We start from the raw sequence: 25,842 nt of genomic DNA on the forward strand, positions 1-25,842 counted from the left end.
ACATCATGCGCGCCATAGACGTCCTGGCGCCGCCGGGCAACGCCATACCCGGTCCGCGGAAGCCAGCAAAGAAAACCTCGCTTACCGAGAAGCTCATATGGACCGGTGTCGTCCTGGTACTTTACCTTGTGATGTCTGATATACCGCTTTACGGGATATCTTCTTCGGTTTCTTCTGCCTTTGCGCAGCTAAACGCCTTTAGGATAATATTCGCTTCCACGAACGGTACTCTCATGCAGCTTGGGATAGGCCCCATAGTGACAGCGGGCCTTGTGATGCAGATATTGGCTGGCTCAAAGCTCATTGACATAGATTTGTCTAACGAGGATGACAGGGCCAAGTTCACTGCCTCTCAGAGGTTTCTCACCATAATATTCGCGCTTTACGAGAGCGTAGCCTTCATATTGGGAGGGGCCTTTGGCTCGCTTACGTTGCTGGACAAGGTCCTCGTGCTTGCGCAGCTACTCTTCGCAAGTTACGTGGTAATGCTGATGGATGAGCTCCTGCAAAAGGGATGGGGTATTGGAAGCGGTGTCTCGCTTTTCATATTGGCCGGCGTTGCCGAGTCCGTTGTCATGGACTCGATTTCTCCCGTCATGATATCCGGTGGCCCCCTCGGCGCGATTCCCTACCTTATCTACGTTATCGAAAAGCACATGCCCGTTTGGACGGCGTTCATAAGGCCTGAGGGAAGCCCCGACATGACCGGCTTCATATCCATGATTGCCGTAACGCTTTTGCTTGTATGGCTTCAGGGCATGAGCGTTGAAATACCTGTGGCCTACGAGAAGGCGAGGGGCCTTAGGTCGAAGGTCCCGCTTCAGTTCCTTTACGTGAGCAACGTTCCCATACTGCTTGCCCTCATCCTCTTCGCGCAGCTTTTGTTCTTTGGGGAAAGGGTCATGACGATCTGGAACCCCAACAACAGCAACCCCATACTGAACTTCATTGGGACCTTTAACATGACGAATCCATCGAACCCCATTCCCACGGGCGGGATACTTTACTACTTCCAGGCACCCACCGGCCTTGCGATGACGGCCAGTCACCCGCTTGAGGCGATTGGAAACTTCGCTCTCTTGGTGGGTTTCTCGGTTATCTTTGCTTACCTTTGGGTTGAAGTTTCTGGCATGGGGGCTAGGGAGCAGGCAGAGCAGATGGTTGAGTCCGGGCTTCAGATACCCGGCTTCAGAAGAGAGGCGAACGTCATAGAAAGTAGGCTCAAGGGCCCAATAAGCGCCCTTACCCTGATCAGCGGGCTTGTGGTAGGCGTGATAGCTGGAGTTGCGGATATGCTAGGAGCGCTTGGAACTGGCATGGGGATACTGCTCGCCGTGGGCATAGTGTTCCAGCTTTACCAGCAGCTTGTGCAGGAGGAGTTCCTGGAGATATACCCAGGCCTCGAGAGGTTCTTGGGTAAGTCATGACTTTTTAACCCTTAAAAGCGCTGGCGCCTTCTGCTCATGGCTCAGTACGTGGTCAAGTTAGGCGAGGTCATGTTAGGGGAAGGCGTGCAGCTGGGCGACTTCGTTAAGCTCTGGGGACCGCTCAGCGTTGGGGTGGGCACATCCATTGGCGATTTTTCCGAGATAGGCCATCCCGCATCACACGGGGAAAAGGCGCTCACCGACATAGGTGATGGATGCAACTTGAGGGCTGGAGCCATAGTCTACTCGGGGGTAAGGATATCTTCGGGTGTCACCTTCGGACATAGGGTGATGATAAGGGAAGAGACAGAAATAGGGGAAGGAACCCTTGTGGGCAGCTACACGGTAATAGATGGAAAGGTCAAGGTGGGAAAGAACGTCAGGATCGAGACAGGGGTCTATATTCCTCCATACACGGTGATCGAAGACGACGTTTTCCTTGGTCCCTACGTCATAATGACAAACGATAAGCACCTCCTTACACCTCCTGAGCCATTGGTGGGGCCTCACGTGAGGAAAGGTGCCCGCGTGGGAGCTGGCGCGGTGCTGCTTCCGGGTGTCGTCATAGGCGAGGGGGCCCGGGTTGGGGCGGGCGCGGTGGTGACGAGGGACGTGAAGCCCGGCGAGACCGTCGTAGGGGTTCCCGCAAGGCCAATGTGATACCCAACTCTTATAACCGGGTATCTTTCTTTCATGATAGGCCGTTGAAAGCCGTTGTGACGGGTAGTTCGGGGTTCATAGGTTTCAACGTGGCCGAGTGGCTTAGCAAATCGGGATATGACGTCGTGGCAGTTGACGTGGCGGAAAAGCCCGAGGATCTCAGCGCGCGTTACGCGAAATTGGATCTCACGGACAAGGAGGCCGTGATACGGTTGGTCGAGTCGGAAAGGCCTGATTACGTGCTTCACTACGCGGCGATCACGACCCTTTCGTCAACCATAAGCGATCCATACTCGGCCTTCTTCGTGAATGATTTTTCCACGCTCAACCTCCTCGAGGCTTCTTCGCGCATCGGAGTTAAGAGGTTCGTCTACGCCAGCTCGGTCTTGGGAAGCACGAAGGTCCACGTGAAGTGGGGGCAAAAGGAGATGAGCCTTCCCATATCAGCTCTTTGGGATGTCCCCATATCTGATGTCACGGTAAAGAGCGTTAACCCGCTCACTGGGAAGGCGGACTACATGCCCATATCGTCTGTGATAAGGCATAGGCTTGGCAAAAAGGACCTCTACAGGATATGGTACAAGAAGGGAGCGGAGAGAAGCGTTGTGGCCACCGGTGATCACTCGGTTTTCGTGCTTACTGATGACGGTATGCTCAAGGCCAGGGAGGTAAGGACGCTAGAAGCGGGTACCGATTACCTGTTCCCTGACGATGGTTACGGCGTTCCCTGCGGTCCAGATGAGAACGCCCTCTTGAAGTCCTCGCTCAGCCAAGGGGCTGAGATAACGGAGATAGAGCAAATAAGCGACGACGAGCTCAAGATGCTTAAGGCGCAGGGAGAGTATGACGGCTACGTTTACGACATATCGGTTCCGGGCTCAGAGGCCTTCTTCGGAGGCGATGTCCCGGTGCTTCTGCACAATTCCTCTAACGTTTACGGGGCTCCCCTTAGGAATCCAGTGAGGGAGGATGACCCCTTTGCTCCAAGGGTACCGTACGATCATACCAAGGTCGTTGCCGAGTACATGATATCCGCTTACGCCATGGCCAAAAGGATACCCTATTCCATAACGAGATCCTGGCTCATATTTGGAGAGCATGATAAGCCCAACAGGGCAGTCCCCATATTCATAAGGAAGGCGGTGAGGGACGAGCCAATTACCCTATACAACTCAGGAAGGGACGTAACCGACCCATATCACGTCAGCAATTACCTGAAGGCCCTTGAGGTGATCCTGAAAGACGAAAGGGCCATAGGTCAAGCCTATAACGTGGGGACCGGAAGCCACATGAGCGTAGCGCAGATGGCTCAGTCCATAGTGGACATACTCGGAAGCCACTCGAAGCTCATACTGGCCGGTCCCAGGAGCGAGCTTGAAGCTCAGCCGCAGATAAGCTACCCAAGCATCGAGAAGATAACGGGCCTTGGCTACTCGCCTGTGACCAGCTTCAAGGACGGTATCCTGAAGACAAAGCAGTGGATGGAGAAGAAAGGACTGCTTTGATTTGAAACCTCGACAAGTTTAAGTGCTATGGGCCTCCTTTTTCGGCTGTGAGGAGCCTATCTCACCCTGACCTATGATGAGGGTAGCTAAGCTGAGCCAAAGGGCCTTGGGTAAAGGCCAGCGTCCATTATTACCCTTTTTATCTTCAGGGGTTCCTTGTTTAAAGCAAGCTGGTCAAAGGGAAAGTTCGAGGTCGCGAGGGCTACGGCCTCTCCTCTCTTGGTCGCCACGACCACTTGTTGACCTGTCTGAATTCTTTTGTCGACCATGAGGATGTCCTCCCCTCTTGGCTTCATTCCCCTGCAAACGGGGTCCACGGCTGCATCCGATATCACGACCTGCGGAAATTCCCTTAACGCCTCTTCAAGCGGCCTAACCACCTTCCTCGCGGGTTCCTCGTTGCCTTTTTTGAGCTCAGAAGCGGCCTCGTACACGTCGTAGAGGTCCACGGAATCCCTTTCCTCGAACACGCCGCTTTTAGTCCTCCTGAGCTCCTCCATGTGCGCTTCCACCCCCAAGGCATAGCCCACGTCAACGCAAAGCTTTCTCATGTACGTTCCTGGGTCGACGCGAGCCCTAAAGAGTACGTCCCTTCCGTCTACTTCTATGACGTCTATTTTGTAAACTGTGCGTATCCTTCTAACCCTTTTCACGGAAGACCTGAGCGGGGGTCTCTGGTATATCTCCCCTTGGAACTGGCGCAGTACCTCTCTCAGCTCGCGCTCGTCGACGTCGCCGTGAAGCCTCATGAGGCACACGTATTCTTTATCTGAATCTATGAGTGGTTTAAGCGCCCGCGTGGCTTTTTCAAGGGCCAATGGGAGTACACCGGACACGGCGGGATCTCCCCGGCCAAAGCCTCAAGGGTCCCTCCGTGACCGACCTTGCTAAGCCCAAACATCCTCTTAACCCAAGCAGCTACCTCGTGACTGCCTGGCCCACTTGGCTTGTCGAGGTTTATGACGCCTAGCGAGAGATGTCTCTTGATCTCCCTGTGCCAAGGGTCCTCCCCGTGATCCTCCCCCTCCTCATCCTTTATAACCAAAAAATCCATATCTTATTTTGTTAGCCGCTTATAACCGTGCTGATCGCGCGCTGAGAATCGCTAGGAGCTCCGATTCTTCTTTGAAGGATGCGGTCTCGCCGGTTGGCTGAACGTGCCTTAGGTTGAAAGCCCTTTTCTTTAAGGTCCCATTTTCTGCGTAGGCTGCGTACACGAAGCGCGTGTCGAGGGGCTTCAGCACGACGCACTTCTTTCCTGAACGCCTGCCGGCCGTTATGACGCAGACCTCACCCTTGCGAGGAACTCCTATCCTCAACTGCGCCCTTAATCTTCTTGTGGGCCCTTAAAAAAGTTATGACCACGGCGTTAGCGCTTTCCGCTGGGACATAGGTCGTATCTATGACAAGGTCAAATATGGTTAGGTCGTTTATGTCATATCCGTAAATTTCCTTGAAACGTGCGGCCTCGCTGCGTTCTCTTATGGAGTTTGCCCTTGTGGCCTCTTCAAGGGTTGTGGAATCCCTCTTGGCTATCCTTTCATATCTGGCCTCTGGAGAGGCCTTCACGTATATCTTTACGGCATCCCTCGCGATCCATGCCGTGAGATGCCCATCGAGCACCACGTTCCCTTTCTCCTCCTCCTTCCTCGTCTCGTCGTCTATGGCTCTGTCTATGCTGTGATCCCTTTCTGCCATGATGCTGAGCTGATCTAGCCCAATGCCCATCTGTTTTGCGACGTTTCTGAAAATGGAGCCCGCCGAGACGTAGCGGAGGCCAAACTCTGCTGCTACGGCTCTGGCGATAGTGGACTTTCCCGAGCCCGGAGGGCCGCTAACGGCAATTACTGGCACGCTAGCTCACTTCAGCAACGACACTATCTTGGAAGCGGCCTCGCTGGCCTTTCCCTCTTCGTTTTTGACAAAAAGCACCGAGGCCCCGGAGAGGACAGCGGAAGATATGGCTGCCTGCCTGTTGACCTCCATGGTGAACCTGAGTTCCTCGACCGTCTGGTCGTCTGATCTGTTTCTTACGCCCTGGTCTTTCGCCCTTCTGGCCACTATGGCCTCAGGGTCCGCCTCGACCACGACTATGTGGTTGGGGTGAAGGGCTCTTATCACGGGCTCAGGAAGCCCAGGCCAATAGCCCTCGTTCGTCTTAATGATGGCATGGGTATCTAGGATTATGGAACCGCTTGCCGCCCTTCTGGCTATCTCGCGCGCTGCCTCAGCTTGAAGGGCTATCTGTGTGTCAACTCTCAGCTTCCTTATCTGGTCCCTATCCTCGACAAGGCCTTGGGAGGTTGCGAGCTCGAACATCACGTCCCCGAAGTTCAGTACGGTAAGCTGTATCCCTGCTTCTTTAGTTTGCCTCACTGCTTCGTTCAGAACGGTTGTCTTTCCAACTCCGGGTACTCCTACAACCACAATTACTTTACCAGCCATAACACTATCGACCACTAGGACTTAAGCATTGGATTGACGGCAACAGCGAGCGAAAGCCTTGGACGAGGGGATCGGACGAGATCAAGTGCGTAAATCTGTGAAATGTGACTTCGCAATGGGACATAGGTGAGCTCACGCGCTGGGATTGCCGGCTGGGATCTCTCCGCGCGCATGGCCTTTGCCACGCGCTCAGCGAGTTCTTGGCATTCTTCTCTTCCAAGGGCTTAAGCGTTGAATGGGTGACCTCCGAGCGCTTGGCGTGGCTACGTCTGCTTGCCACCTCAAAGCATATACGCTGGCAAAACTGTAAGTCGTGTTCGACCCACTGCCAGTGCTTTGCTTGGTTTTTCTGGGCATAGCCTCGTGGCAAGACGTCAAAGAAAGAGAGATATCCGATTTCACTTGGATAATGTCGATTCCCACGGCCATCGCGATTTACGCCTTATCTTCAAGGGATTTCGTGCAGTTGATTCCTGGAGCGGTTATAGTCATTGCCGCTTACCTAATGGCAAGGACAGGGCTCATGGGAGAGGCCGATCCATTGGGCATAGCGCTAGTGGTCCTGTCGTTCTCTTGGCCTGTAGCTGGGATTCCCGCTTACTTCCCCGTCTTCATCTTATCGCTTCTTTGCGAGCTTGGAGCATTTGCAAGCCTTGTTTGGAAGAAGGACAACACGGGCGCGCCCGCTGCGTTTACCTATAGGGTTAAGAAGGATCAACTGGGTCTCGTATGGCTTCCAAGGCTTGACGATGGAAATTATGCCTTCGACCTAAGAGATCCCAGATCTATGAAGGAACTGATAGATGAGGCGAAAAAAAGGATTCCAGGGGAAAGCGTTTGGGCCTCCCCTGCGCTTCCTTACATGCCCTTTCTTCTGGCCGCGGCGGCCGTTTTTCTGGTGGTCGCTTGGGGTTGATGCGGCCCGCGAGTTTGACTGGCGCAAATATGGCTTTCTCGGCGAGGGGACCGTTAATAACGAGAACGCGCGTTTGGTAAATGCCACAATAAGCGCTTCCAACCCAGGCGACGAAGCGGTAACCCCTTTCAGGAGAGGCCCTAAGGGTGATCGATGATTTTGTTGGATACCAGCCAGAGAGGGGCTCAGCGCTTCCCCCGTTCGTTGAGGTGATTTGCACGTAGTAACTTTCGGGCGCGTAAGAAATCAACGCGGTATTTCCCTCTTGAACTTTTACGGGGGCATACTCGACGCGACGTGCGATGAGGGGCTCGGGATATATGGGGGCTTCAGGATCTGGATCGACGGCGGCCTGATCTGCCTGCAGCTTGAGCGTGAGGCCTCCAACCACGATCGTTGCCCTTGAATTGGGCGGTACTCCAAGGACCACTATCCACCTGGGCCAATCGTTGGTCTGCGACGGCTTTGAAATTTGACCGGTACTAGAGTTATTCGGCAAGTTTTCCGAATTGCGGTTGAAGTTCCCTCTGCTTGGGACTATTCCCATCCCGCCAGCGTAATTTTCGGAGTTGGTGTTGGGCTCGGCATTGGCACCTGGCGTTTGGCTTGCCTCTTGGCTTGGGCTTTGGAAGGATTGAGCTTGATGAGGTAGGCTTTTGCACCATATCAGCAGCTGTGCCATACCCTCCCTTTCCCACTGACCGGAATACCAGATAATCATGGCCTCCACAGAACCGGGAACATTGGGCATTGAAACGACGAAATTCCTGTCCGCGCTGCCAAAGGCCACCTTAATGCCGTTCCAAAACAGCTCGTAAAAGGGATGGTCGCCTTTCTTGACCAACAGCTCCACGCTAGATCCGGGGGCTGCTGATGTGGTATTCGATGAAAACTCGGGCTCCGATCCCGTCACCGAGCAGACATTTCCGAGGGAGGTAACCACAAGCGCTGATGAGGGGGTGTAGCCGAAAACCCGGGTCAGATTTATTGTCGTTGTCCCGCGCAGCGAGACGTTGAGCCTAACAAGATGCGGCTTTCCGATTTCCGCTGGTGCCAGAGCCCATGCCAAGTACCCATATCCGCTGACGTTAATCACGGGATAGTCATCCTCGTTGACGCTGAGCCTTTGGCTTTCCTTCAGCTGGACTAAGTGATCCGATTCCTCGTAACGCGACACGCTGCGGCTTGCCGTGTTAAAGGAAAGCGCGAATGCAAGCGCCGTAGCTGACATGAGCGAAATCATCAACAGCGCCGCCAGCACGCCGCTAATTCCCCTGCCAGGTAAACTCAACACCTCCAACCCCTATGATCGTTATGGAGCTCCCGACCCCAAACACCTCTATGGGAGCTAAGTAACCCGGATCAACGGTCCCATTGGCCTTCACCAGGTGCCCCGCGACAAGTGCCTCCTTAGCGGTGAAGGGGTAGTTCCCGTAATTGTAGGCATATACGATGGTCTTATCGCCCTCTTGCTGAAAGTACACGGGAGACAGAAGCTCCTCGCTTTGTTCCGCGCGCTCGCTTGCGTAGGAAGCGGAGGTCGCGGCTTGGCCTTGAAGGTTGGAGCTGAGCCATGGCCAGATCAAGGCGAAGGCCCCAAGCGTGAGAGCCACTAAGAGGAGAGAACCCACTACCTCAGATAAACCCTTCATGAGATAAAAGGAGGGATAGGATTATGGGAGGCGATTAATAGCTTCCCAAATAAGCCCAGCGAGATTTACCGCTTAAGCATCGGCTTTGGCATACCCGAGGAGTCGCCAAATATGTCCACAGGGGTGCAGTTCCAAGCCTTTAGAAACTCCTTCCTAATCTTCTCGCAAGGACCCATGAAGAGAAGCGGCCCGCTGCAACCGCCGGCCAGATGCTTGAGATCTTGCACGAGCCTTATCCTTTCCTCCTCGTTTAGTTCGTAGAAGTCCTTAACGAATTCCTCATCGGATTCAAACATTATCATAATTCTATGGGCGGCTTCGCGTTTACGTTTTTCTTTCTAGATGCCGTGAGTTAGGTAGTCTATCCTTCCTCCATCCATGACCACCGTTTGTCCGGTCATGAAGCCCGAGTCCTCGGAGGCCAGGTAGACCACAAGCTTGGCTACGTGTTCTGGCTTTCCTATCATGTGAAGCATTGTCCTAGACTTAAATGACTGTTCCATCCTCTCTATTTCGTCTTTGCTCTTGCCGCCTATTGTGAGATCGGTTTCTATCCACCCTGGCGCGACGGCGTTAACCCTTATCCCGTTACCCCCGAGCTCGAGGGCTAACCTCCTCGTGAGCATTATAACGGCTGCCTTGGTGATGGCGTAGAAAGTGGTACCTATTGCGGCGGTCCCCAGGGCCGCGTTGGAAGAGACGTTTATGATTGCGCCTTTTCCGCGCGCTTTCATGTCAGGTATTACCTCAAGGGAGGTGTAGACCATGCTCATGAAGTTGGTTCTCCACATGCTCTCAAACTTCGCCTCGTCAAACTCCTCAAAGCTTCCAAGGAACCAAGTCCCCGCGTTGTTGATAAGGACGTCAATCGGTCCAAAGGTGGCTTTTACCTGATTCACCATCGCCTTCACTTGTTCCCTGTTGGAGACGTCCGCCCTGAATATCTCCAGTCCTTCACCTGCCTCTTTTTTGAGCTCCTCGGCCTTATCGCGCGAGGCGTTGTAGTTTGCAGCTACCAGAGCACCGTACTTGCGAAACTCGAGGGCCATGGCCCTTCCCAGTCCCCTTGAAGCTCCCGTCACAAGAACAACCTTTCCCCTTAGGTCTTCGAACGCCATAATTAGTGAAAGGGGGCGCGTAAAGCCTTTTCGCGTAGAAGGGCATCGCCTGCGACAGCATCCAACGGTCCTCAAAGACCGTGAGCCGTTGAGATTTGGCCTTGACGCTACCGCAGGTCTCGCTGCCCTGACCACCTGATTGATAGAACACCCAACAAGGCTTATGGGCCAAGCGCGTAACACAGTGGGTAGAATTGCGCGCCGTAAGCCTCGCGCCCATAATGCTAGTCACGTTGATCGGAGTGTACATGATAACGACCGGATTCGCCTTTGCCATCGTTGCGCCGGTGTTGACCCCTCTTGCGGGCGCGTTCAGGACAGGCGTGGCCACGGCCGCCTATATCTCCACATTTTACTTCCTGGGTTCTCTCTTCATGTCCATGCCAGCTGGTCTCATATTGGATCGCTGGGGCCCGAGAAAAGCAGGAGTTCTGGGACTACTTCTTTTTGCGATCGGCTGGAGCACGAGTTATTTTGCCCGGTCGCTCCCAATTCTTCTTCTCGGAAGGCTCGCTGTCGGTATGGGAGCGGTGGCGTTGGCCATAGCAAGCGCCGCGTCCATTCAGCAATGGTTTAAACCCGAGGAGTCAGCGTTTCCCATTGGACTTTGGGCCGCCTCGCTTCCCATAGGTATTGCTTGGGGCGAAGTTCTGGCTGGCATCATGCTGGAACGCTACGGGTGGAGGGAGGACTTCATGATTGGATTGGTTTTTTCGCTCACCGGCCTTGCCATATACGGCGCTGTGGTAAGGCCTGGCCCCTATGGGTCGCCGAGTGACGCGCAGGCTTCGGGCAAGGACGAAGGCCATGGCTTAGAGGGTGTTCTGAGGAGCGTTAACGTCTGGAAATTCGGAGTGGCGGTCCTTTTTGAGTCGATCCCGTTCATGGCGGTGACCACTTTCTGGGTCACGTGGCTTGTGAAAAACGGTAGCATAAGTTCGTTGGTGCTTGCGAGCTCGCTTGCTTCGGCTCTGGGTGCGGCCGGGATTTTCGGCACGCTCCTAGCCGGTTACCTGTCCAACAGGACGGGAAAAAGGAAGCCCCTCTTCGTTGTACCGTCGTTAGCTTTTGGGGTCGCTCTCCTTGGCCTGATCTGGACAAGGGGCGTGGATCAAATGGCTGCGATGAGTTTGATCGTGGGATTTACGAGTTACATGCCCACTACTATGATGTTCGCCATACCCGGTCAGCTGGTGCCAGCGAGATACGCTGGTGCGGCGCTGGGGATAGCGCTGGCCTTTAATACCCTTGCCGGTGTGATTGGCCCAATAATCGTGGGATACGCGTACTTGATCAAAGAGGCGCTCGTCATCCCGGCTTTTGGGATGTTCGCGTGCGCGAGCGTCGGAGCCGCGATCGCGCAGACCGTTGATAGCGAATAGCCTGCCAAGACGACATCAGTGAGCCCTACCAAGGGCTCGCGACTAAGCGAGAGAGGCATCAAATACCCGTTTTATTACGTGTCGGCAGATCTCATAGCTAAGGATCCAAGGACTTAAAGACAGACGAAGCCGTATGCTATGGAATACGTACGCTTAGGATGGTCCGGAGTTAACGTCTCTAGGATATGCCTTGGTACCATGTCCTTCGGCGATCCAGCGCTTGAGAGCTATGGGACCGGTGGTTGGGTTGTGGGCAAAGAGGAAGCGTTCAAGGTCCTTTCGAGGGCATGGGACCTGGGCATAAACTTCTACGACACGGCCAACGTCTACTCCAGGGGAAGGGCCGAGGAGATACTGGGCGAGTTCCTTCAGGGAAGGAGGGAGGACGCCGTCGTGGCCACCAAGGTCTACTTCCCGATGGGAAGTGGGCCCAACGACTCTGGGCTTTCGAGAAAGCACATAATGAAGCAGATAGACGCATCCCTCAAGAGGCTTGGCACCGATTACGTGGACCTCTACCAGACCCACAGGTGGGACTACGACACCCCGATCGAGGAGACCCTTTCCACGCTTACGGGTCTCGTCCACGAGGGAAAGGTGAGGTACGTAGGGGCATCCGCCATGCGCGCTTACCAGTTCGCGACCGCCTACTTCACCGCCGAGATGAAGGGATACGAGAAGTTCGTGAGCATGCAGGACCTCTACAACCTCCTTTACCGCGAGGGCGAAAGGGAGATGACACCGTTCTGCAAGGAGCGTAACATAGCCCTCATACCTTACAGCCCCAATGCCGCGGGGGTATTGACGGGAAGGTACCTCAGGGACGGGAAGATCGTGGTGAGGTCAGACGAAAACGGGAGGCTACAGCCCAACAGCGGTTACTACGGTTACGGCTTATACGTACCCCCTCCAGAGAACGCTGAGATAGTCAAGAGGGTTGTCGAGGTCGCAAAGGACAAGGGCGCGACCCCCACGCAGGTGGCCTTGGCTTGGCTCTTCGCAAAGGGAGTTACCGCTCCGATAATTGGTACCGGTAGCGTCGAGCACCTGGAAGAGGCGGTTGGGTCCCTATCGGTTAACCTCGCCCCTGACGAGGTAAAGTTCCTGGAGGAGCCCTATAGGCCAAAGCCTTTGGCTCACGTGAGGTAAACGCCTGACCTGCTGGAACGCGAGTTCTTTTCATCACCCTTGAGGTGCATATGGAACACGTCCTGGGCTGCGGTCTCATAAGCTCGGCTAACTCGCTGACGCACAGCACAACGCTTTTCCCGTTGAGAATCAGCTTGTTGTACAGACCAGATGAAATGCACGAAAGCATTTCCTGGGCAAGGCTTGCGTCGCCGATTGCCCCCATAGAAGCCCTGAAAAGCAATTGGCTGGCCTTCTCCCGCGCCTCTCCTAGGTATGCTTCATAGCTTTTCTTCCAGCCGTTGAAGAAGATCCTTCCTCTCCAGTACCTCTCGCAGAACTCCCTTGCTCTAAGCTCCTCGCTGGCGCTCGCTTTGCTCACGCTCAGCTTTAAGCCCATTCCGTCGAAGGCCGGGGCGCACCGCCTAAAGGACTCGCGCAGCGGATTTCTGCGTTCGTCCTGCAGGTCGAAGAGCGGTATCGGATACGGCAGAGAAAGCCCAACGCTAGCGGAAATTTGGGAAAGCTGGTTCTCCCTTGCCTCCACGAGGGAGGCCAGCGGCAGGGATAATGAGGCTTGGCCCTTTAGGAAGACCCTTTTGTCTCCCTTGTCAAATAATATAATGACCTCAAAGTTTTTCAGCCTCAACGCAAGAGCCCCTAGTTCATCTGGCATTAGCTCTCTGAGCGTCAAAAGCTCCATCAAATCACGTCTAGCTCCTCCTGGTCTGGTACCACTTTAACTGGGAGCCGCCTCCACTCGTCTATGAGCAGGACTTCCGAGTAACCCACGCTCCTTGGGGATGGCATCGACCTCAAAAATTGTTGCTCCCTTTTCCCAAGCTTAAGGAGAGATGAAAGCTCGGGGATCGCGTCATCATCTTGCTTCAAGAGGACCTTGGTGCTGCTGTTCTCCATGAGGGTCCGCCCAGCCGAGGTTGAAGCGAAGTCGACGGGCCTCTGCGAGGCGAGAAAGATCAGTAGGTTGACTTTTCTCCCCAGACGTATCATGTTTTCTAGGGCGGAGGGCGCGTGCTTGATGAAGAGCCACCCCTCGTCGATTATGAGGACTTTGGGGACGTCCGCGGGCCTGCGCTTAACTTCCTCCCAAATCAGAGGCAACACGAGGGGAGCTAAGAACTCTTTTCTCCTTTGCTCTGTGGGAAAGCCCACGACCGCCCTGTCAGGTATCGACGTTAACGGGCGCTCAAATACCGATGAGAAGGGTCCTTCCAAAAGCGAGCTGAGGGCAAGCGAGAGCTGCCTTGCCTCTGGGGAATCCAAGCCCTTGAGAGCTTCCAGCAGGCCCCTTGTGGACTTGCGCCCTATGGCCATGGCTTGCAGCAGGTGCCTTTCAGGGCGTTCCAGTTCAAGCGTCGACGAAAGAAGTTCGCACGCATCTCCGGGTGGAAGCGAGGAAATTGGGTCAAGGCCCGCGTTGTCCAGATCGATCTCTTGCGCGTTTACGACGCGGGCCAGCGTCCTATACTCCCCCTCGGGATCCAGGATAATCAGTTGCGACCTTGGCAGCATGGACAACATGGGACTCAACCTGTGAGCGAATATCTTTAGGAGAGCGGACTTCCCAGTCCCGGAGGGCCCAATAACTGGCACATTGTAGTTTCTCCTTGAGAAGAAGTCGTAGATGACCTGCGACCCGGTTATGGAGTTACGCCCAATCCTTACCCCTCCCCTCTCGGTCACCTCGTACGATGAGAAGGGAAAGAGGGCTGCCAGAAAAGAGCCAGACGTTACCAAGCTGGTTTGACGGCGTGCGAGCTTTATGCCATTGGACCGGGCCCAAGCCTTCATCTTTTTTTCCTCTCCGGAAACCGCCACGGTAACGTCAAAGACCCCTTCCAATTCGGCGTTTTCCAGGATGTAACCCACATCATCGTATTCCATCCTGGCGTTCCCTATGGCGCGGAGTACCCTGTACCTCCTTTCGAGCCATCCCAGGTCTTGCTCAAGCCTTATCTCGATTTCCACATCGATCCCGAGGTTTATGGCCTGAGCAATGAGCCCTGCCTTCGCGGAATGGGGCAGGTGGCCCAAGAAGCGCCTAGCCCGCCTCGCTTTGCTTTCGCCCTCCCCTCTTTTCCACTGGTCTATGGACACCGTCCTCGAGTACTCAACGCCCAACGAGTCCATGGCAGCTTCCGCGTCGCCTTCCCCTATCACCAGCGTGAAACGGTGCGAACCGTCTTCGTCGCGTGAAACCTTTACCGCGAGCTCTTCCAGTTGTCTTGCCATGGAAATGAAAGCATCCTCTGCCCTCTTCCTATCGTCGTCGTCAAGGAGGTAATAGGGGAGAGGCCTTATCTCGTATTCGGCCAAGGGCTTCACCTGGATCTGGAGTGACCCTCAGCTCCTCGGCGCGCGTCGAGCAGTAAAAAGCGTAGCGCCCCTGGGCGTCGGTAAGGCCGGTCCCGACTTTTTTGTTTCCGTCGTAGACCGCGAACCTGTGAAAAGGCAGAGGCGTCCCGTCGTGGGAGCGCAGCGTTCCGACTACTTTTAGAACCCTTTGCGGGTTTTCCTTTGTCTTTTTGCGCTTTTCTTCCCCCTGTTTTTTCCCCAAGAGTCTTATGAGGGCCTTGCCGTGCTCGAGCTTGAACCTAGAAGCGGGGACGGCCGCGATCAGCGGTAACAGAACGTGAAGGCGAATCGCAAGAATTGCGCAGGTGCCGACCATGACCACTTGAACTGGAGACATCGAGATAACTGCGAAGTCGAACATGGGCATGTCCAGCAGAAAGCCCCTGCGCACCGCGTGGACCTCTATTTGCCTTTCCTCAGAGTTCAAGTGGTCCTCCTCCTGACAGCAGATCTTCCGGCCTCGATGGCCCCCCTTCCGCCCCTTATTATGATGGCAGGCAGTATGGTGGACCCCACCAGAGTGCCCGTGGCAAGAGCAAAGTCCAGAAAGGGATTGCCTCCGTGGAGCGCGTTAAGAGCCGACCCCATGCCTATGGTCAGGAAGATCGATGACATGGGAGACAGGAGAAGCAGCAGCGCAAGCCCCTCGAAGAAATCGCGGGCAAGGCCTCTGGTGGGCGGTACGAGCCAGAGAAGCGCTATGAGGGGGATGGAGCACGCCAAGGTAGCCGTGGCAAGTATCCTGAAGACGCCCACCACCGCGTACTCCACCACCGCGGCGAAGAACACCAAGTTGAGCTCGGGCAGTACCGATGCCGCCGCGGAAAGCACGGTAAGCACCTGCGCCGCGTTTCCCCCTCCGAGGTCAGCGTTAAGCACGTAGTAGGCCAAGGAGGAGAAGAGCTGGGCCACCAGCGTGTAGGCATCAAGCCCGAAGATCATGGTGAGCAGTGCGATGACCGGATCTGCCGGATTGAGTTGGGCGTGCCCAGCAAGGGCAAGGGTGACCTCTATTATGAGCGCGAGGGCGAACATGGTGAGGCAGGGCGCCAGGAGCGCGTTGTAAACCGCTGACATGACCGGGATAGAGGAGGGAGTAGGTATGTACAGGGAAAACCAGGCGAGCTTATCTCCCAGGTCCTGAAGGATGCTTCCCAGGAAACCAGATATGGCAGATAAAACCTGAGAGATTATCCAGCCCGCATTTACCGTTACCGGCCCCTTAACCCTCACGGTCACCACGGGCATGGACGCGTTTGTAGCGGCACGCGGGTTCGGAGCGGTCATGTTACCTGAAGCGGCGTTGGCGGGGACCATGGGGAACAGCTGCATCACCTCATGGCAGCTGTACGTTCGCGCCGAAGGCCGCCAAGAGCCAGTTCGTTATGGGCACGGCGAGGGCTATGGCTATGAGGGCAACCACCGCCTCGATCAGGGATTTCCTTTCCTGTCTGGCCTCAACGGGGCTATCGGCCATCATCATCTTGATGGCCGAGTAGATTATCGCCATAACGGCGAACGACACGCCTATGACCTGAGCCAGGTATATCAGGGACGCTAAACCGTTGATCAAGTTCTGCGGGAGTTGATCAACAAAATACTCCATGTAAATCACTTGGAGGCGCGCTTATGGGGTGCGATTGCGTCTGTCCAAATAAGCCCTCTGGGTACCTCTCTTTTATGAGAAAGGGACTTTCTTCCGTTTTGGGAACGATAATAGTTTTGGTCTTAACGGTCACCGCTGGTGCCATGCTTTGGCACACGTTTTATGGGCTCTTTTCGTCACTGAGCCAGCAGAACCAGCTGCAGATAGAGTCAGCGACCTATTCCGACACGAGCGCTGGCTCCTTCCTTTCGGTCACGGTTAAGAACGTGGGCACCTCCTCCCTCACAATTCAAGGGGTTTCCCTTGAAGGAGTGGGCAAGTTCTCCTGGGCGGAGACGGTGGCCCCGGGGCAGCAGGCGTCGGACATATGGGCTGGACCGCAAGAGCCAGATGGGTCCTCTTTCTTGCTCGTGGTGAACGCCACCTCACCAAGCGGAGGCTCCGCGCAGGCAAGCCAGGTGATCACCGTTTCCCCGCGAGGTCATCGACTTCTTGGGATTTGACGAGGCTGGAAACGGCTGGGGATTGCCCAGGTCCTGCAGAAGGCACATGGCCGTATTCGGCGAACCAGGACAGGGAAAGTCCTCCCTTCTTTTCACGCTCGTAAGGGACAACGTCGACAACGGAGATGGGTTTCTTCTGATCGACCCTCACGGCGACCTAGCGGATCTAGTTATCGAGAGGTTTGGGGCTGACGTGTTCCTTCCCAGCGACGGCTTTTCGCTGGATCCGATGCCCCTGGGCTGGCCCCGCTCTTCTTTTTTGCTGGACTCGCTTAGGAGGTACTACGGCGGCGATTGGGGGCCCAGACTGGAGATGATAATGAGAAACGCCATGAGGGTATCTTCCGTTAAAACCGTTTTTGACCTCAGGGATTTCCTGGAGAACCCTTCTGCTGATGGTCTCGAAGGCGACGTCAGGCGGTTCTGGGATGAGGTTTACCCAAAGCTGGAGAGGGGATCGGAATCCGCCGTGCTCAACAAGCTTGACAAGCTGGTCTCGGATGAGCGCGCCCGCTCGTTTCTAAGGGGCAACACGATCTCTTTTCTCCAGCTCATGGATGAGGGAAAGAGGGTCGTGGTATCGGTTGACGAGGGAGCGCTTGGTTCAGATCTCTCATCGTTCATCGGCTCACTTGCGCTTGGCCACGTCTATGCCCAAGGCATGGCCAGAAGGGGCGGCAACGACTTCTTCGTTTACGTTGATGAGGCCCACAGGTTCTCCTGGGCGGAGCTGGAGATCGCCATGGCCTCGCTTAGAAAGAGAAGGATTTACGTAACCATGGCGTCGCAGTCACTGGAGCAGTTCGGAGGTGGCACCAATCCCCTATCCTTCTCGGACACCGTTGTGACCTTTACGGTAAGCCCCTCGACGGCGAGGGCATTGGCCCCGCTTTTCCAGCCGCTTGACGAGAGGGCGCTGCTGTCCTTGGGAGAGCATCGCTTTGCGGTCAGGACGGCAGCCGACGGGGGCTTTTCCGCGACGCTTTACACGTTGAGGCAAGACCAGCGAATGGCGCGGGGACTCTCTTCAGTGCTTGGCGCCCTTTTCTTTTTGCTCGCTTTTCTGTTCGCGCTTTACGCTTACACTAACGTGTACTCTAGTTACGTGTTTGACCTTAGGTCTCAGGAGGGCGCGCTGAACGCGATAAGGGAAAGGGCTGAAGAGCAGGTAGCGCTGATCGAGGCCAACGGCACGCTCTACGCACTTAACCAAGGGCCCTTTCCGGTAACGGTGATGTACTCCATAGGCTTTGATCCCTTTTCCTATCATAGGATAGGGCCTGTGACGCTCCTTCCAGATCAGCAGGTAGCCGTGAGAGGTGAGGGCGTTGTCACGGCCCTCGGCAACCTCTTCACGTTTACCTCCGTTGAGCCGTGGGAGTTCGTGGAGTACTCGGGAAGCCCTCCGAAGGCGGAGGGCTTTTTCCAAATCGACCAGATTAACTTCTCCCTTGGCTGGTACGGAAAGGGCTTTCCCTTTCCCTTGGGCGTTAATGGCTCATCGGTGTTCGCGTCGAGGCTCGTTTACTGCAGGGGAGGGGAGGTCAGCTTTTCCTTGCAGGGAGGGCATCATGAGCTCTACGTTGACGGCTTACCCCTCATCTCTTCCAACGCTGATTGGCGCGGCTACCTCTCTCCGGGCCTGTACCAGCTATCGATAAACTGGTCTCCGCCCTCGGGATGGGTCCAGTTCAACGCGACGGGTGTGTATCCTTGCGCGGCAGGAAGCTGATTGACGAGTACAAGGTTCGGGAGGCAAGGGTTCGCATCTACGAAGGAGAGGACGGAGGGCTTTACGAGGTATCGGAGCCTTCCCTCGATATCTCGCTTGCGCGGGCAAGCCACCTTCCCCTCTTGCCCTGGATCGCCAAGCGTTTCGGCCGCGCGCTTCGTGGCGTTTTCCCAGAGAGGGCCGATAAGCTAAGCGGTAGGAGGCTCCTTGAGGAAATAGAGTCCCATCTGGTTGAGGCACCTTATCCCTTGGGCCCAGAGGGAAGCGAGGAGTCCATGGTGCTGAGGGCGGTGGAGGAGCTAGGGCTCTCGCAACCAACGCCCGCGCAGCTGAAGTCCCTTTCCCACTACGTTTGGAGGGACCTTCTCTACATGGGGAAGCTGTCCGTGCCCCTCAGCGATCCCTCGCTTGAAGAAGTGGCCCTCGAGTCTTACAGGAGCCCGGTTTCCGTTATTCACAGGCGCTATAGGGACATGGGATGGATGCGCACCAACATAGCTTTCTCGGATGAGGCCGAGGTGCAGGCCATGGTCAGGAGGATGGCGCACTCGGCGGGAAAGGAGGTAAGCCTGGCCTTTCCCTATCTCGACGCGGTGGACCGGCGCGGAAACAGGATATCCCTTACCTATTCCTCGGAGGTGAGCTTGCCGGGCAGCAGCTTCTCTGTCAGGAAGTTTCCGGAAAGGCCGCTGACCATGGCCGACCTGGTTCACTCGCGCGCCCTCTCTCCTTTGATGGCTTCCTACTACTGGATCATGGTGGAGTCGAAGGTCGTCATGATAATAGTGGGAGGGATGTCGGCTGGGAAGACAACGCTTCTCTCCTCGGTGTGCTCGCTCATACCGAGGGGACTAAAGGTGGCGACGATCGAGGACGTCCCAGAGGTAAACCTTCCGGCGACCAGGTGGCAGCGCTTCATCTCCAGGCAGTCAAGGCTTGGGCGCGGGAGGGACGTTGGCTTGATGGACCTGCTGGTCTTGTCGTTGAGGTACAACGCCGATTACGTCGTTTTGGGCGAGGCGAGGGGACCTGAGGTTCAGGCCTTTTTCCAAGCGGCGGCCCTTGGCCATGGGGCTATGACCACGTTCCACGCGCAGTCGCCAGAGGCGGCTCTGGTGAGGCTCTCGTCGCCACCGCTCTCCATAGGCCCCTCGGAGCTGCACCTGATCTCCCTTTTCTCTTTGATGGGGAAGGTCTCGGACGAGAGGGGCTATAGGCGCAGGAACTTGAGCGTGAAGGAGTTCGTCGACGGTAAGCTCAAGGAGGTTTTCCAGTGGGTCCCCGGAAGCGACGAGTTCTATCCCGCGGACGCCCGCGAGGTCGTGGACAGAAGTTCCAAGTTACGCGATGTGGCGCAGGCCTTGGGCTGGTCTGAGGAGAGGTTGGTGAGGGAACTGGATGAGAGGGCGAGGGTCTTTGCTTCAGGCCGAGGCTGCTTGGATGGGATTGGGTTGCGGAGCGCTCGCGGCCGTAGCGGGGCGTCGCCTCAGCGCGGGACGCAGGACTGAACTGGTAAGGGCTTTTGTGGTGAGCGGTCTGATCTCCCTGTGGCTCTTGGTTTTTTCGTCTCCTTACCTCGTCTTCATTGCGTTCTTGCCGGTTATCGCCCCTATCATGGAAGAGCGTGGGTACTCGAGCTCGATCGACGATGAGCTGCCCTTCTTTTTGGCTTACGCTGCGAGCTTATCCGAGGTTGGCATTTCCCTGTTCTCCTCTTTGGCAGACCTCAGGGGAAGCCCGCTTAAGTCCGTTGAAGCGCAGGGCGCGAGGCTGGCGAAGCTCTTTCACCTATACGGCGATCCGGCATTGGCACTGGAAGCGCTGGCCAAGCGGCAAAAGAGCCGCGCGCTCGCGGACGTGCTCTCCGGATACGCTTTCAGAATGAAGGTGGGAAGCGGAGCCCACGAGTACCTTGTGTCTAGCATGGAGGAAGCTATGTCAGGCCTATCGCTCGCGTGGTCGGACGTCGTCGAGAGAGCCGAATCGATGGGCGAGGTGGTCTTGGCGGTATTTTCGATGCTTCCCCTCGTGTGGATAATGGCGTCCGCCGCCAACAGCTCGCTCAATGCCTACAGCGAGTACTTCATCCTCGTGCTGGTGGGCAGCTTCCTGGGAATGGCTTTCATGTCCAGAATGTCCTCGCTTCCCGCTTACGCGAACTTTACTCCCTCTCCTCTTTCGTTGTCGTTGTCCTCTTTCGTTGCAATACCGCTTTTTCGCGACCCGACGTCGGCGGCGACTTCCGTTGCCGTCTCGGTGCTGTCATGCATGGGCGTTCAGCATCTCTTGCTTCAGCGGGAGGACATGCGGCAGTCGAAGGCCCTTTCAGTCCTCCTATCATCTCTTGAGGGAGAGGCCATGATGGGAAGGGGCTCATCAGAGGCGTTTCGCTTGGCGGCGTCAGCTCCCTCTTTATCTCCCATAGGGCCGTTTCTAACGGAGAACCTCAAGAGGCTTATGACGGGGCTTAGGCTGCGCCCTCTGAAAGAGGGGCTGTCGTCGCTGCTGAGCTGGCTGGCCATATCCGCGATCGAGGCGGGGGAGCTTAACCCAATCTCGCTGGCCAGGCTTTCGTCTTTTTCCAAAGGCGTATCGGAGTTGAGAGGAAGGCTGAACTCGCGCCTCTATCCGCTGATGGCTTTGGCAGCGCTTTCTCCTTTTCTAATGGCTTTTTCGCTTTCTGTCGCCGGAAACGTTTATGGTGCGTCGCTTTCGATGTCGAGCTTCACCGTGCTTTTGTCCACCTCTTTGGAGTCGTTGCTTATGGGCAAGCTCTCTGGGTCGTCTTTCAAGTTCACGCTTCCGTTGGCTCTGGCGATACCGCTTGCGCTTACCGCGCTCTCGCTCTTCTGAAATGATCATGCGTTGCCGATGGAGGCAGGCGGTTTGCATCTCAGTTGCGGTGGCTTGCGGGAACGTGATGGTTTTTACGGAGCCAGGCGATTTTGGTCTCCATTGGAAAGCGCGGCACGCCGGTGCTCAGTTTGATTACGCCGCTTGGTCGGGTGGAACCCGACCATACAATGCGAGAAGCGCAAGGTTATTGACGTAATCGCATTGGCTTGGATTGAGCAGAAAGGCCTTGCCTTGGTTCGTCATCCGCTTTCTTTGAAATGGTTGATGTTTTCCCGGCGCCCGCGCCCCCTTCTCTTGAAGCTTCGATCGAGCCGGGCGCTGGCGCCTCGTTTTCGCCTCCTTCCGATGGCAGAGCTGGTTCCGCGGGCGCCTTCGTCCTGTAGAGGACGTAGATTATCGCTATAAGGATGAGGGCTGCTGCCCCCTCTTCCAGCACGCTGAGCTGGAAACTTGATATGAAGAGCAGCGTGAGAGCAAACATGACGACTTCAAGAACCGGATAGAAGGGAGCCCTGAACTTGCCCTTGTAGCCCTTCTTCCTTAGCGAGAGCAGCGATGGTCCCACGAAAAGGTAGGAGTAGATGAAGCCAAAGGTGGCTAGGGATGCGAGATATATGAAGCTTGGCGTGATGAAGGCCACGGCCATCAGGAAAGCGGCGAGAAGGGTCGCGGTCCACGGGGCTCTTCTGGAGTTGAGCTTTGAGAGCGGCTTGGGCAGGAAGCCATCTTTCGACATCTGATAGATGGTTCTCGACGATGAGGCCACCCACAGCAGGGTGACGCCAGCAGAGGCAAGAAGAGCTGCAGGGATCACGAGCAGCTTTACCAAGATCGGCGCGTTGACCGCGCTTAGCGCGGCTATGAATGCCGTGGTCGTTTTCCCGTACCTGTACCATCCCCTTGCCAGAAGCAGAACCACGAGAACGCCGACGTAGATCGACATGGCGACTATCTGCGAGCCGTAGATGCCCCTTGGCACGTCCCTTTCGGGCCTCTTTGCCTCGGCGGTGAACACAGCAACCGTGTTAAAGCCCGTGTAGGCGAAGAAGGCTATCACGGCGGCCTTCATGAAGCCTGAAAAGCCGTTGGGAGCCAGAGGTGAGAAGTGAGCTAAGAGGTTCGATGGGGGTTGTATGGTCACTAGCGCCACCACGACGGCTGCGAATAGCAGTATCACCGACACCTTGAACGCCACGAAGATCATCTCGGTGGTTGCCGTAGGCTTCACGCCTATGACGTTCAGCAGCACCCATGCCCCCAGCACTGCTGCAGCCAGCGCTGACACGAAATGAGGGGGCGTCACCACGTTGAAAAGCCCTATGAGCACCGCCTGCTTGACGAACGTGGCCATGGCTATGGCCACCGCGGCCCCGCCTATGGTGTAGCCCATCACCCTCATGAGGCCCACCGACATGGCCCAAAAGCCACCAAGTCCCTCCTTTGTGAAGGAGTATATGGCACCGCTGGTCTTCCTGACCTTTGGCATTGACGCTATCTCAGCTGATATGAGGGCTATGCCAAGGCCGAAAAGACCTACGAGAAGGTATGCCAGCACAGCTGCTGGACCGGCTATGTGAAGCACGTAACCACTGTAAAAGAATATGGAGGAACCGACTATGTCCCCCACGCCGGCCGCTAGCAGCGCCCAAAACGAAAGGCTTCTAGAGAGTTCGATCTCCTTGACTTCTTCCATGGATTCACCTCGCGTTTTTTGTCGAGTTTTAACTTTTAAATGTTGGCTTTCGCTTGCTTTGTTGAAAAATCTTAGGCCGTGCTTAGTTGCGATTCAAATTGGTGTCGTTGGACGCAGCCTTTTCTAGGTCTTTTGCCAAATCTGAAGAATCGTCGGCTACAGCGCGGTTAACCGAAAGTATTTTATATAGATTTGTTTTATAGCTTATGAATTCCATCCGCTTAAAGCAGAACGCGCTGTCGCTCTGGGAAACTTATGGCCAAGCCATGGCGGTTACCGCCCCATTGGGCAGCGTTGTCTCCACCACGACGGCCGCAGTTCTCTACGTTGGTTCTGCGGTACCTCTTGCCACCTTGCTTGCCTTTATGGCGAGCGTCGTGTGGCTTGCGGTTTTGACTGCTTACTCGAAAAGGATTGCCAGCGCTGGAGGTTTCTACTCCTTTGCGGGGTTTTCCTATCGGAGGAAGTGGATCAGTTTTTTCGAGGCCGTAACCGAGGTGTCGGCGTTCGTGGCCCTCAACGCTGCCGATGTCTTTGCGGTTTACCTGATGCTGAAGGTGATAGAAGCGATGCTTTCCGTGAGGATCTCCCTTCCACTTGAGCTGCTCATCGCTTCAAGCGCCCTTTGGTATCCCACGGCTATCTCCCTCTTGAACATAAAAGTGGTTATCGGAAAATTCGTCTCATGGAGCGCCACCGCTGAGGTCGCCTTGCTTTCGGCGTTCTTCTTTTATTCCGCGTTAACGCATGGCTTTTCGCTGGCTCCCCTATCTCCCTCTGGAGTTGGCTCCGCTGGATTCTTGGCTGCTTTTCTTCTCTCGCTAACAAGCATATCTGGAGCCGGCACGTCTACTTACCTTGGTGAGGAGACAAGTAGGCCAACGCGCAACGTGACCGCCGGTATGTGGTTAGCGCTCGTTCTCGGTGGAATAGCGATGTTCCTTGGGTCATATGCTATGGTGATAGACTGGGGTCCGAATCTGCATGCGCTTGCCAGCTCGCCCCAGCCACTCCTTCAGGAGATGGGAAAGGTGCCCATGGTTGGCGGGGTCCTCTTACTTGCGACCTTCATCCTTGCACTTAACAGTATACTATCCTCAAACGTGGGTACTACCGTGGCGCCGGCTAGGGTTCTCTTCAACCTTGCCAGAGAGAGGGCGGCACCAGCTAACTTCTTGAAGCTCAACCGTTTCTTTGAGCCGTTGACGGGAACCATATTGGTTGGGATCGTTTCAGCTGGGCTTGCAGGTGGCTACCTCACCCTGGGGGTTGATGCGGCCTTCGCGCAGCTCAGCTTGCTCGCCTCATTCTTCTGGATGCTTGGAAGGACGGTAGACGCCCTGGGCGTGCCGCTCCTTTACAGGAGGGTTGGCGCCAAGATGGGGGCCTTCTGGATCGTCACCGGGCTGGCCCTGGTGTTAAGCGGAGTGGCGGTGACATCTGTGCTAACTCCCGTTGATCCCTTGGCGCTTGCGGGGATAGCCGGCTTCGTGCTATTGACGTTAGCGCTTTACCTGATCTATGGGAGGAAGGGAAAACCGGGAAGCGTTTACGTGGACGAGAGAGGCGAGCTCAAGAGCTGGAACGACGGTGATGATGACAGACGTGCAAAGTGATTATCGAAGAATCTGCGTGCCTAGCGGCGAAGTTTTCGTACTTGCCAAGATAAATCGTGAGCCCAGCGAGCAGCTCCTGCGCGGGGACACGCGCTGGCCTATCCTTCGGTCTGGGATATTTTTGGTCTAACTTACGGCTCGATTTGAGCTCGAGGCCTTCTCGCATCTCGGAAATAAATTTATAAATCTTTTAACCCTTTTTTTAAAGATGGAATACAGAAAAATACAGAGGACAGGAGGATCAAGTTACACGATATCGCTGCCGAAAGAGTGGGTTGAAGAGAACAAGCTAAAGGAGGGCGACGCGCTTGGCCTGCAAGAGCTCAGGACTGGCGAGCTGTTGATCATGCCGAGCGGAAAAAGGCATTCCTTTGGGGACTTTACTCTCGACATCAAGGAAAACGAGGAGCCGAAGCACCTTTTAAGAACGCTCGTGGCCTTGTACTTGAAAGGCTATAGCACGATCAACGTCAGATCGCGTGGTTTCATCCAGTCTGAAACCAGGCGCGTGATCATGGACTTCAAGTCATTGGTGATAGGGGTCGAGATACTTGAGGAGAGGCAGGACGCTGTAGTCCTAAGAGACCTAGTTGCCACGTCAGACCTTGATCCCCTCAGGATCATGGACAGAATGGCCTCAATGGTTAAGTCGGACTTAGCGGAGTTAAGGCCCTTGTTGAAGAAGCCCTTGGTTCCGCAGCTCGAGGAAATAATGCAAAGGGACTCTCAGATAGATAAGATGTACCTGTTTATAGCGAAAGAGTTCAACCGGGCGCTATACTATCCTTGGTACGAGGGAGAGCTTGGTGTGAGCGTGAGGAGGCTCTCTAGCATGAGAAACGTATCCAAGCAGATCGAAAGGATAGGGGACCACATAGAGAGCGCGTGCAGGCTGCTATCAGAATACGGTAACCCCATCACTGAAGGCGAAATCGACGAGTTACTGCAGACGTCGGTTGCGCTGTTCGATGACGCGTACAGGTCGTACTCTTCATCCGATCTGGCGTTGGCCCAGAGCGTGGTCGACGAGGTAGAGAGCGCGGCCGAGAAGTACATTGGCGTGCTGAAGAAGTACGAGAGCGCCGGCTCCATTTACGCTTTCCTCGTAGGGGAAGACCTGCGGAGGATCTTATTTTACTCATCCGATATAGCAGAGGCTGCCATCGATGATGCGGTGGGTTCGGGGGAAATGCCCACGGCGTAAGTCCTCGAATCTATATAGTCGTA

General features: G+C 55.5%; 26 protein-coding genes and 1 pseudogene. 12 read left to right on the forward strand and 15 right to left on the reverse strand.

Features of this window, described 5'->3' with window-relative positions:
- The first annotated feature begins 5 nt into the window (after positions 1-5).
- Genes secY through PRZ02_RS00555 form a run of 3 tightly spaced genes read left to right on the forward strand, consistent with a single transcriptional unit; the run spans position 6 to position 3,592 of the window.
- The gene (secY, locus tag PRZ02_RS00545) at positions 6-1,427 is read left to right on the forward strand and encodes a preprotein translocase subunit SecY (protein WP_449463909.1); all 1,422 of its coding nucleotides are present in this window, start codon (positions 6-8) and stop codon (positions 1,425-1,427) included.
- A 36-nt stretch (positions 1,428-1,463) separates the two neighbouring features.
- Positions 1,464-2,087, forward strand: coding sequence for a DapH/DapD/GlmU-related protein (locus tag PRZ02_RS00550; protein WP_449463910.1), 624 nt, complete (start codon positions 1,464-1,466; stop codon positions 2,085-2,087).
- A 44-nt stretch (positions 2,088-2,131) separates the two neighbouring features.
- A complete protein-coding gene (locus PRZ02_RS00555) occupies positions 2,132-3,592 on the forward strand; it encodes an NAD-dependent epimerase/dehydratase family protein (RefSeq protein ID WP_449463911.1) in 1,461 nt (486 codons plus the stop codon).
- An 86-nt stretch (positions 3,593-3,678) separates the two neighbouring features.
- On the opposite strand, the gene PRZ02_RS00560 is transcribed toward PRZ02_RS00555, so the two are convergent.
- Genes PRZ02_RS00560 through PRZ02_RS00580 form a run of 5 tightly spaced genes read right to left on the reverse strand, consistent with a single transcriptional unit; the run spans position 3,679 to position 6,037 of the window.
- Positions 3,679-4,428, reverse strand: a complete 750-nt coding sequence (locus PRZ02_RS00560; protein WP_449463912.1) for an RNA-guided pseudouridylation complex pseudouridine synthase subunit Cbf5 — start codon at positions 4,426-4,428, stop codon at positions 3,679-3,681.
- Positions 4,368-4,646 (reverse strand): tRNA pseudouridine synthase A, encoded by a 279-nt coding sequence (locus PRZ02_RS00565; protein WP_449463913.1) that lies wholly within the window; start codon positions 4,644-4,646, stop codon positions 4,368-4,370. Before PRZ02_RS00565 ends, PRZ02_RS00560 begins: the two co-directional genes overlap by 61 nt.
- A 19-nt stretch (positions 4,647-4,665) precedes the next feature.
- Positions 4,666-4,911, reverse strand: coding sequence for a hypothetical protein (locus tag PRZ02_RS00570; protein ID WP_449463914.1), 246 nt, complete (start codon positions 4,909-4,911; stop codon positions 4,666-4,668).
- Positions 4,883-5,446 (reverse strand): (d)CMP kinase, encoded by a 564-nt coding sequence (cmk, locus tag PRZ02_RS00575; RefSeq protein ID WP_449463915.1) that lies wholly within the window; start codon positions 5,444-5,446, stop codon positions 4,883-4,885. Before cmk ends, PRZ02_RS00570 begins: the two co-directional genes overlap by 29 nt.
- 6 nt (positions 5,447-5,452) lie before the next feature.
- Positions 5,453-6,037 carry an adenylate kinase gene (locus PRZ02_RS00580; protein WP_449463916.1) on the reverse strand — a complete coding sequence of 195 codons (585 nt, stop codon included), beginning with the start codon at positions 6,035-6,037 and terminating at the stop codon, positions 5,453-5,455.
- A 313-nt stretch (positions 6,038-6,350) separates the two neighbouring features.
- Between PRZ02_RS00580 and PRZ02_RS00585 the strand changes: the two genes are divergently transcribed.
- Entirely contained in the window at positions 6,351-6,953 is a 603-nt protein-coding gene (locus PRZ02_RS00585; protein ID WP_449463917.1) for a prepilin peptidase, read from the forward strand.
- Positions 6,954-7,056: 103 nt separating this feature from the next.
- Here PRZ02_RS00585 and PRZ02_RS00590 read toward each other — a convergent pair.
- The 4 genes and pseudogenes from PRZ02_RS00590 to PRZ02_RS00605 all read right to left on the reverse strand — a co-directional run.
- Positions 7,057-8,196 (reverse strand): annotated as a pseudogene (locus PRZ02_RS00590) (hypothetical protein); the annotation flags it as partial.
- 22 nt (positions 8,197-8,218) lie between these two features.
- Entirely contained in the window at positions 8,219-8,605 is a 387-nt protein-coding gene (locus tag PRZ02_RS00595; protein WP_449463918.1) for a hypothetical protein, read from the reverse strand.
- Positions 8,606-8,670: 65 nt separating this feature from the next.
- On the reverse strand, positions 8,671-8,907 hold the full coding sequence (locus tag PRZ02_RS00600; RefSeq protein ID WP_449463919.1) for a hypothetical protein: 237 nt from the start codon (positions 8,905-8,907) through the stop codon (positions 8,671-8,673).
- A 36-nt stretch (positions 8,908-8,943) separates the two neighbouring features.
- The gene (locus PRZ02_RS00605) at positions 8,944-9,723 is read right to left on the reverse strand and encodes an SDR family oxidoreductase (protein ID WP_449463920.1); all 780 of its coding nucleotides are present in this window, start codon (positions 9,721-9,723) and stop codon (positions 8,944-8,946) included.
- A gap of 194 nt (positions 9,724-9,917) precedes the next feature.
- On the opposite strand from PRZ02_RS00605, the gene PRZ02_RS00610 reads away from it, so the two are divergent.
- Together PRZ02_RS00610 and PRZ02_RS00615 are read left to right on the forward strand one after the other, a co-directional pair.
- Positions 9,918-11,105, forward strand: coding sequence for an MFS transporter (locus PRZ02_RS00610; protein WP_449463921.1), 1,188 nt, complete (start codon positions 9,918-9,920; stop codon positions 11,103-11,105).
- Between the two features lie 138 nt (positions 11,106-11,243).
- The gene (locus PRZ02_RS00615; protein ID WP_449463922.1) at positions 11,244-12,254 is read left to right on the forward strand and encodes an aldo/keto reductase; all 1,011 of its coding nucleotides are present in this window, start codon (positions 11,244-11,246) and stop codon (positions 12,252-12,254) included.
- Here the strand turns inward: PRZ02_RS00615 and PRZ02_RS00620 are convergent.
- From PRZ02_RS00620 to PRZ02_RS00640, 5 genes are read right to left on the reverse strand one after another with little or no spacing between them, the layout of a single operon-like run.
- Positions 12,181-12,936, reverse strand: a complete 756-nt coding sequence (locus tag PRZ02_RS00620; protein WP_449463923.1) for a hypothetical protein — start codon at positions 12,934-12,936, stop codon at positions 12,181-12,183. The genes PRZ02_RS00615 and PRZ02_RS00620 overlap by 74 nt on opposite strands.
- Positions 12,936-14,570, reverse strand: a complete 1,635-nt coding sequence (locus tag PRZ02_RS00625) for a VirB4 family type IV secretion system protein (RefSeq protein ID WP_449463924.1) — start codon at positions 14,568-14,570, stop codon at positions 12,936-12,938. Before PRZ02_RS00625 ends, PRZ02_RS00620 begins: the two co-directional genes overlap by 1 nt.
- Positions 14,527-15,036 carry a hypothetical protein gene (locus tag PRZ02_RS00630; protein WP_449463925.1) on the reverse strand — a complete coding sequence of 170 codons (510 nt, stop codon included), beginning with the start codon at positions 15,034-15,036 and terminating at the stop codon, positions 14,527-14,529. The genes PRZ02_RS00625 and PRZ02_RS00630 overlap by 44 nt, the downstream gene beginning before the upstream one ends.
- Positions 15,033-15,941: a hypothetical protein gene (locus PRZ02_RS00635; protein WP_449463926.1), complete on the reverse strand. Its 909-nt coding sequence runs from the start codon at positions 15,939-15,941 to the stop codon at positions 15,033-15,035. The genes PRZ02_RS00630 and PRZ02_RS00635 overlap by 4 nt, the downstream gene beginning before the upstream one ends.
- Positions 15,942-15,945: 4 nt before the next feature.
- A complete protein-coding gene (locus tag PRZ02_RS00640; RefSeq protein WP_449463927.1) occupies positions 15,946-16,215 on the reverse strand; it encodes a hypothetical protein in 270 nt (89 codons plus the stop codon).
- 74 nt (positions 16,216-16,289) lie between these two features.
- Between PRZ02_RS00640 and PRZ02_RS00645 the strand changes: the two genes are divergently transcribed.
- The 4 genes from PRZ02_RS00645 to PRZ02_RS00660 are packed head-to-tail and all read left to right on the forward strand — an operon-like array spanning position 16,290 to position 21,303.
- Positions 16,290-16,718 carry an archaellin/type IV pilin N-terminal domain-containing protein gene (locus PRZ02_RS00645; RefSeq protein ID WP_449463928.1) on the forward strand — a complete coding sequence of 143 codons (429 nt, stop codon included), beginning with the start codon at positions 16,290-16,292 and terminating at the stop codon, positions 16,716-16,718.
- Positions 16,708-18,450: a helicase HerA domain-containing protein gene (locus PRZ02_RS00650; protein ID WP_449463929.1), complete on the forward strand. Its 1,743-nt coding sequence runs from the start codon at positions 16,708-16,710 to the stop codon at positions 18,448-18,450. Before PRZ02_RS00645 ends, PRZ02_RS00650 begins: the two co-directional genes overlap by 11 nt.
- On the forward strand, positions 18,432-19,958 hold the full coding sequence (locus tag PRZ02_RS00655; protein ID WP_449463930.1) for a type II/IV secretion system ATPase subunit: 1,527 nt from the start codon (positions 18,432-18,434) through the stop codon (positions 19,956-19,958). Before PRZ02_RS00650 ends, PRZ02_RS00655 begins: the two co-directional genes overlap by 19 nt.
- Entirely contained in the window at positions 19,891-21,303 is a 1,413-nt protein-coding gene (locus PRZ02_RS00660; RefSeq protein ID WP_449463931.1) for a hypothetical protein, read from the forward strand. Before PRZ02_RS00655 ends, PRZ02_RS00660 begins: the two co-directional genes overlap by 68 nt.
- 187 nt (positions 21,304-21,490) lie before the next feature.
- Here PRZ02_RS00660 and PRZ02_RS00665 read toward each other — a convergent pair whose 3' ends face one another.
- A complete protein-coding gene (locus PRZ02_RS00665) occupies positions 21,491-22,999 on the reverse strand; it encodes an APC family permease (RefSeq protein ID WP_449463932.1) in 1,509 nt (502 codons plus the stop codon).
- A gap of 206 nt (positions 23,000-23,205) precedes the next feature.
- Here PRZ02_RS00665 and PRZ02_RS00670 point away from each other — a divergent pair, with 206 nt between their 5' ends.
- Both PRZ02_RS00670 and PRZ02_RS00675 read left to right on the forward strand, forming a co-directional pair.
- Entirely contained in the window at positions 23,206-24,615 is a 1,410-nt protein-coding gene (locus PRZ02_RS00670) for an APC family permease (protein WP_449463933.1), read from the forward strand.
- Positions 24,616-24,823: 208 nt separating this feature from the next.
- On the forward strand, positions 24,824-25,819 hold the full coding sequence (locus PRZ02_RS00675) for a PhoU domain-containing protein (RefSeq protein ID WP_449463934.1): 996 nt from the start codon (positions 24,824-24,826) through the stop codon (positions 25,817-25,819).
- Positions 25,820-25,842: the final 23 nt, after the last annotated feature.

The organism is Tardisphaera saccharovorans (assembly GCF_046635845.1).
Lineage (GTDB): Archaea > Thermoproteota > Thermoprotei_A > Marsarchaeales > UBA168 > UBA168.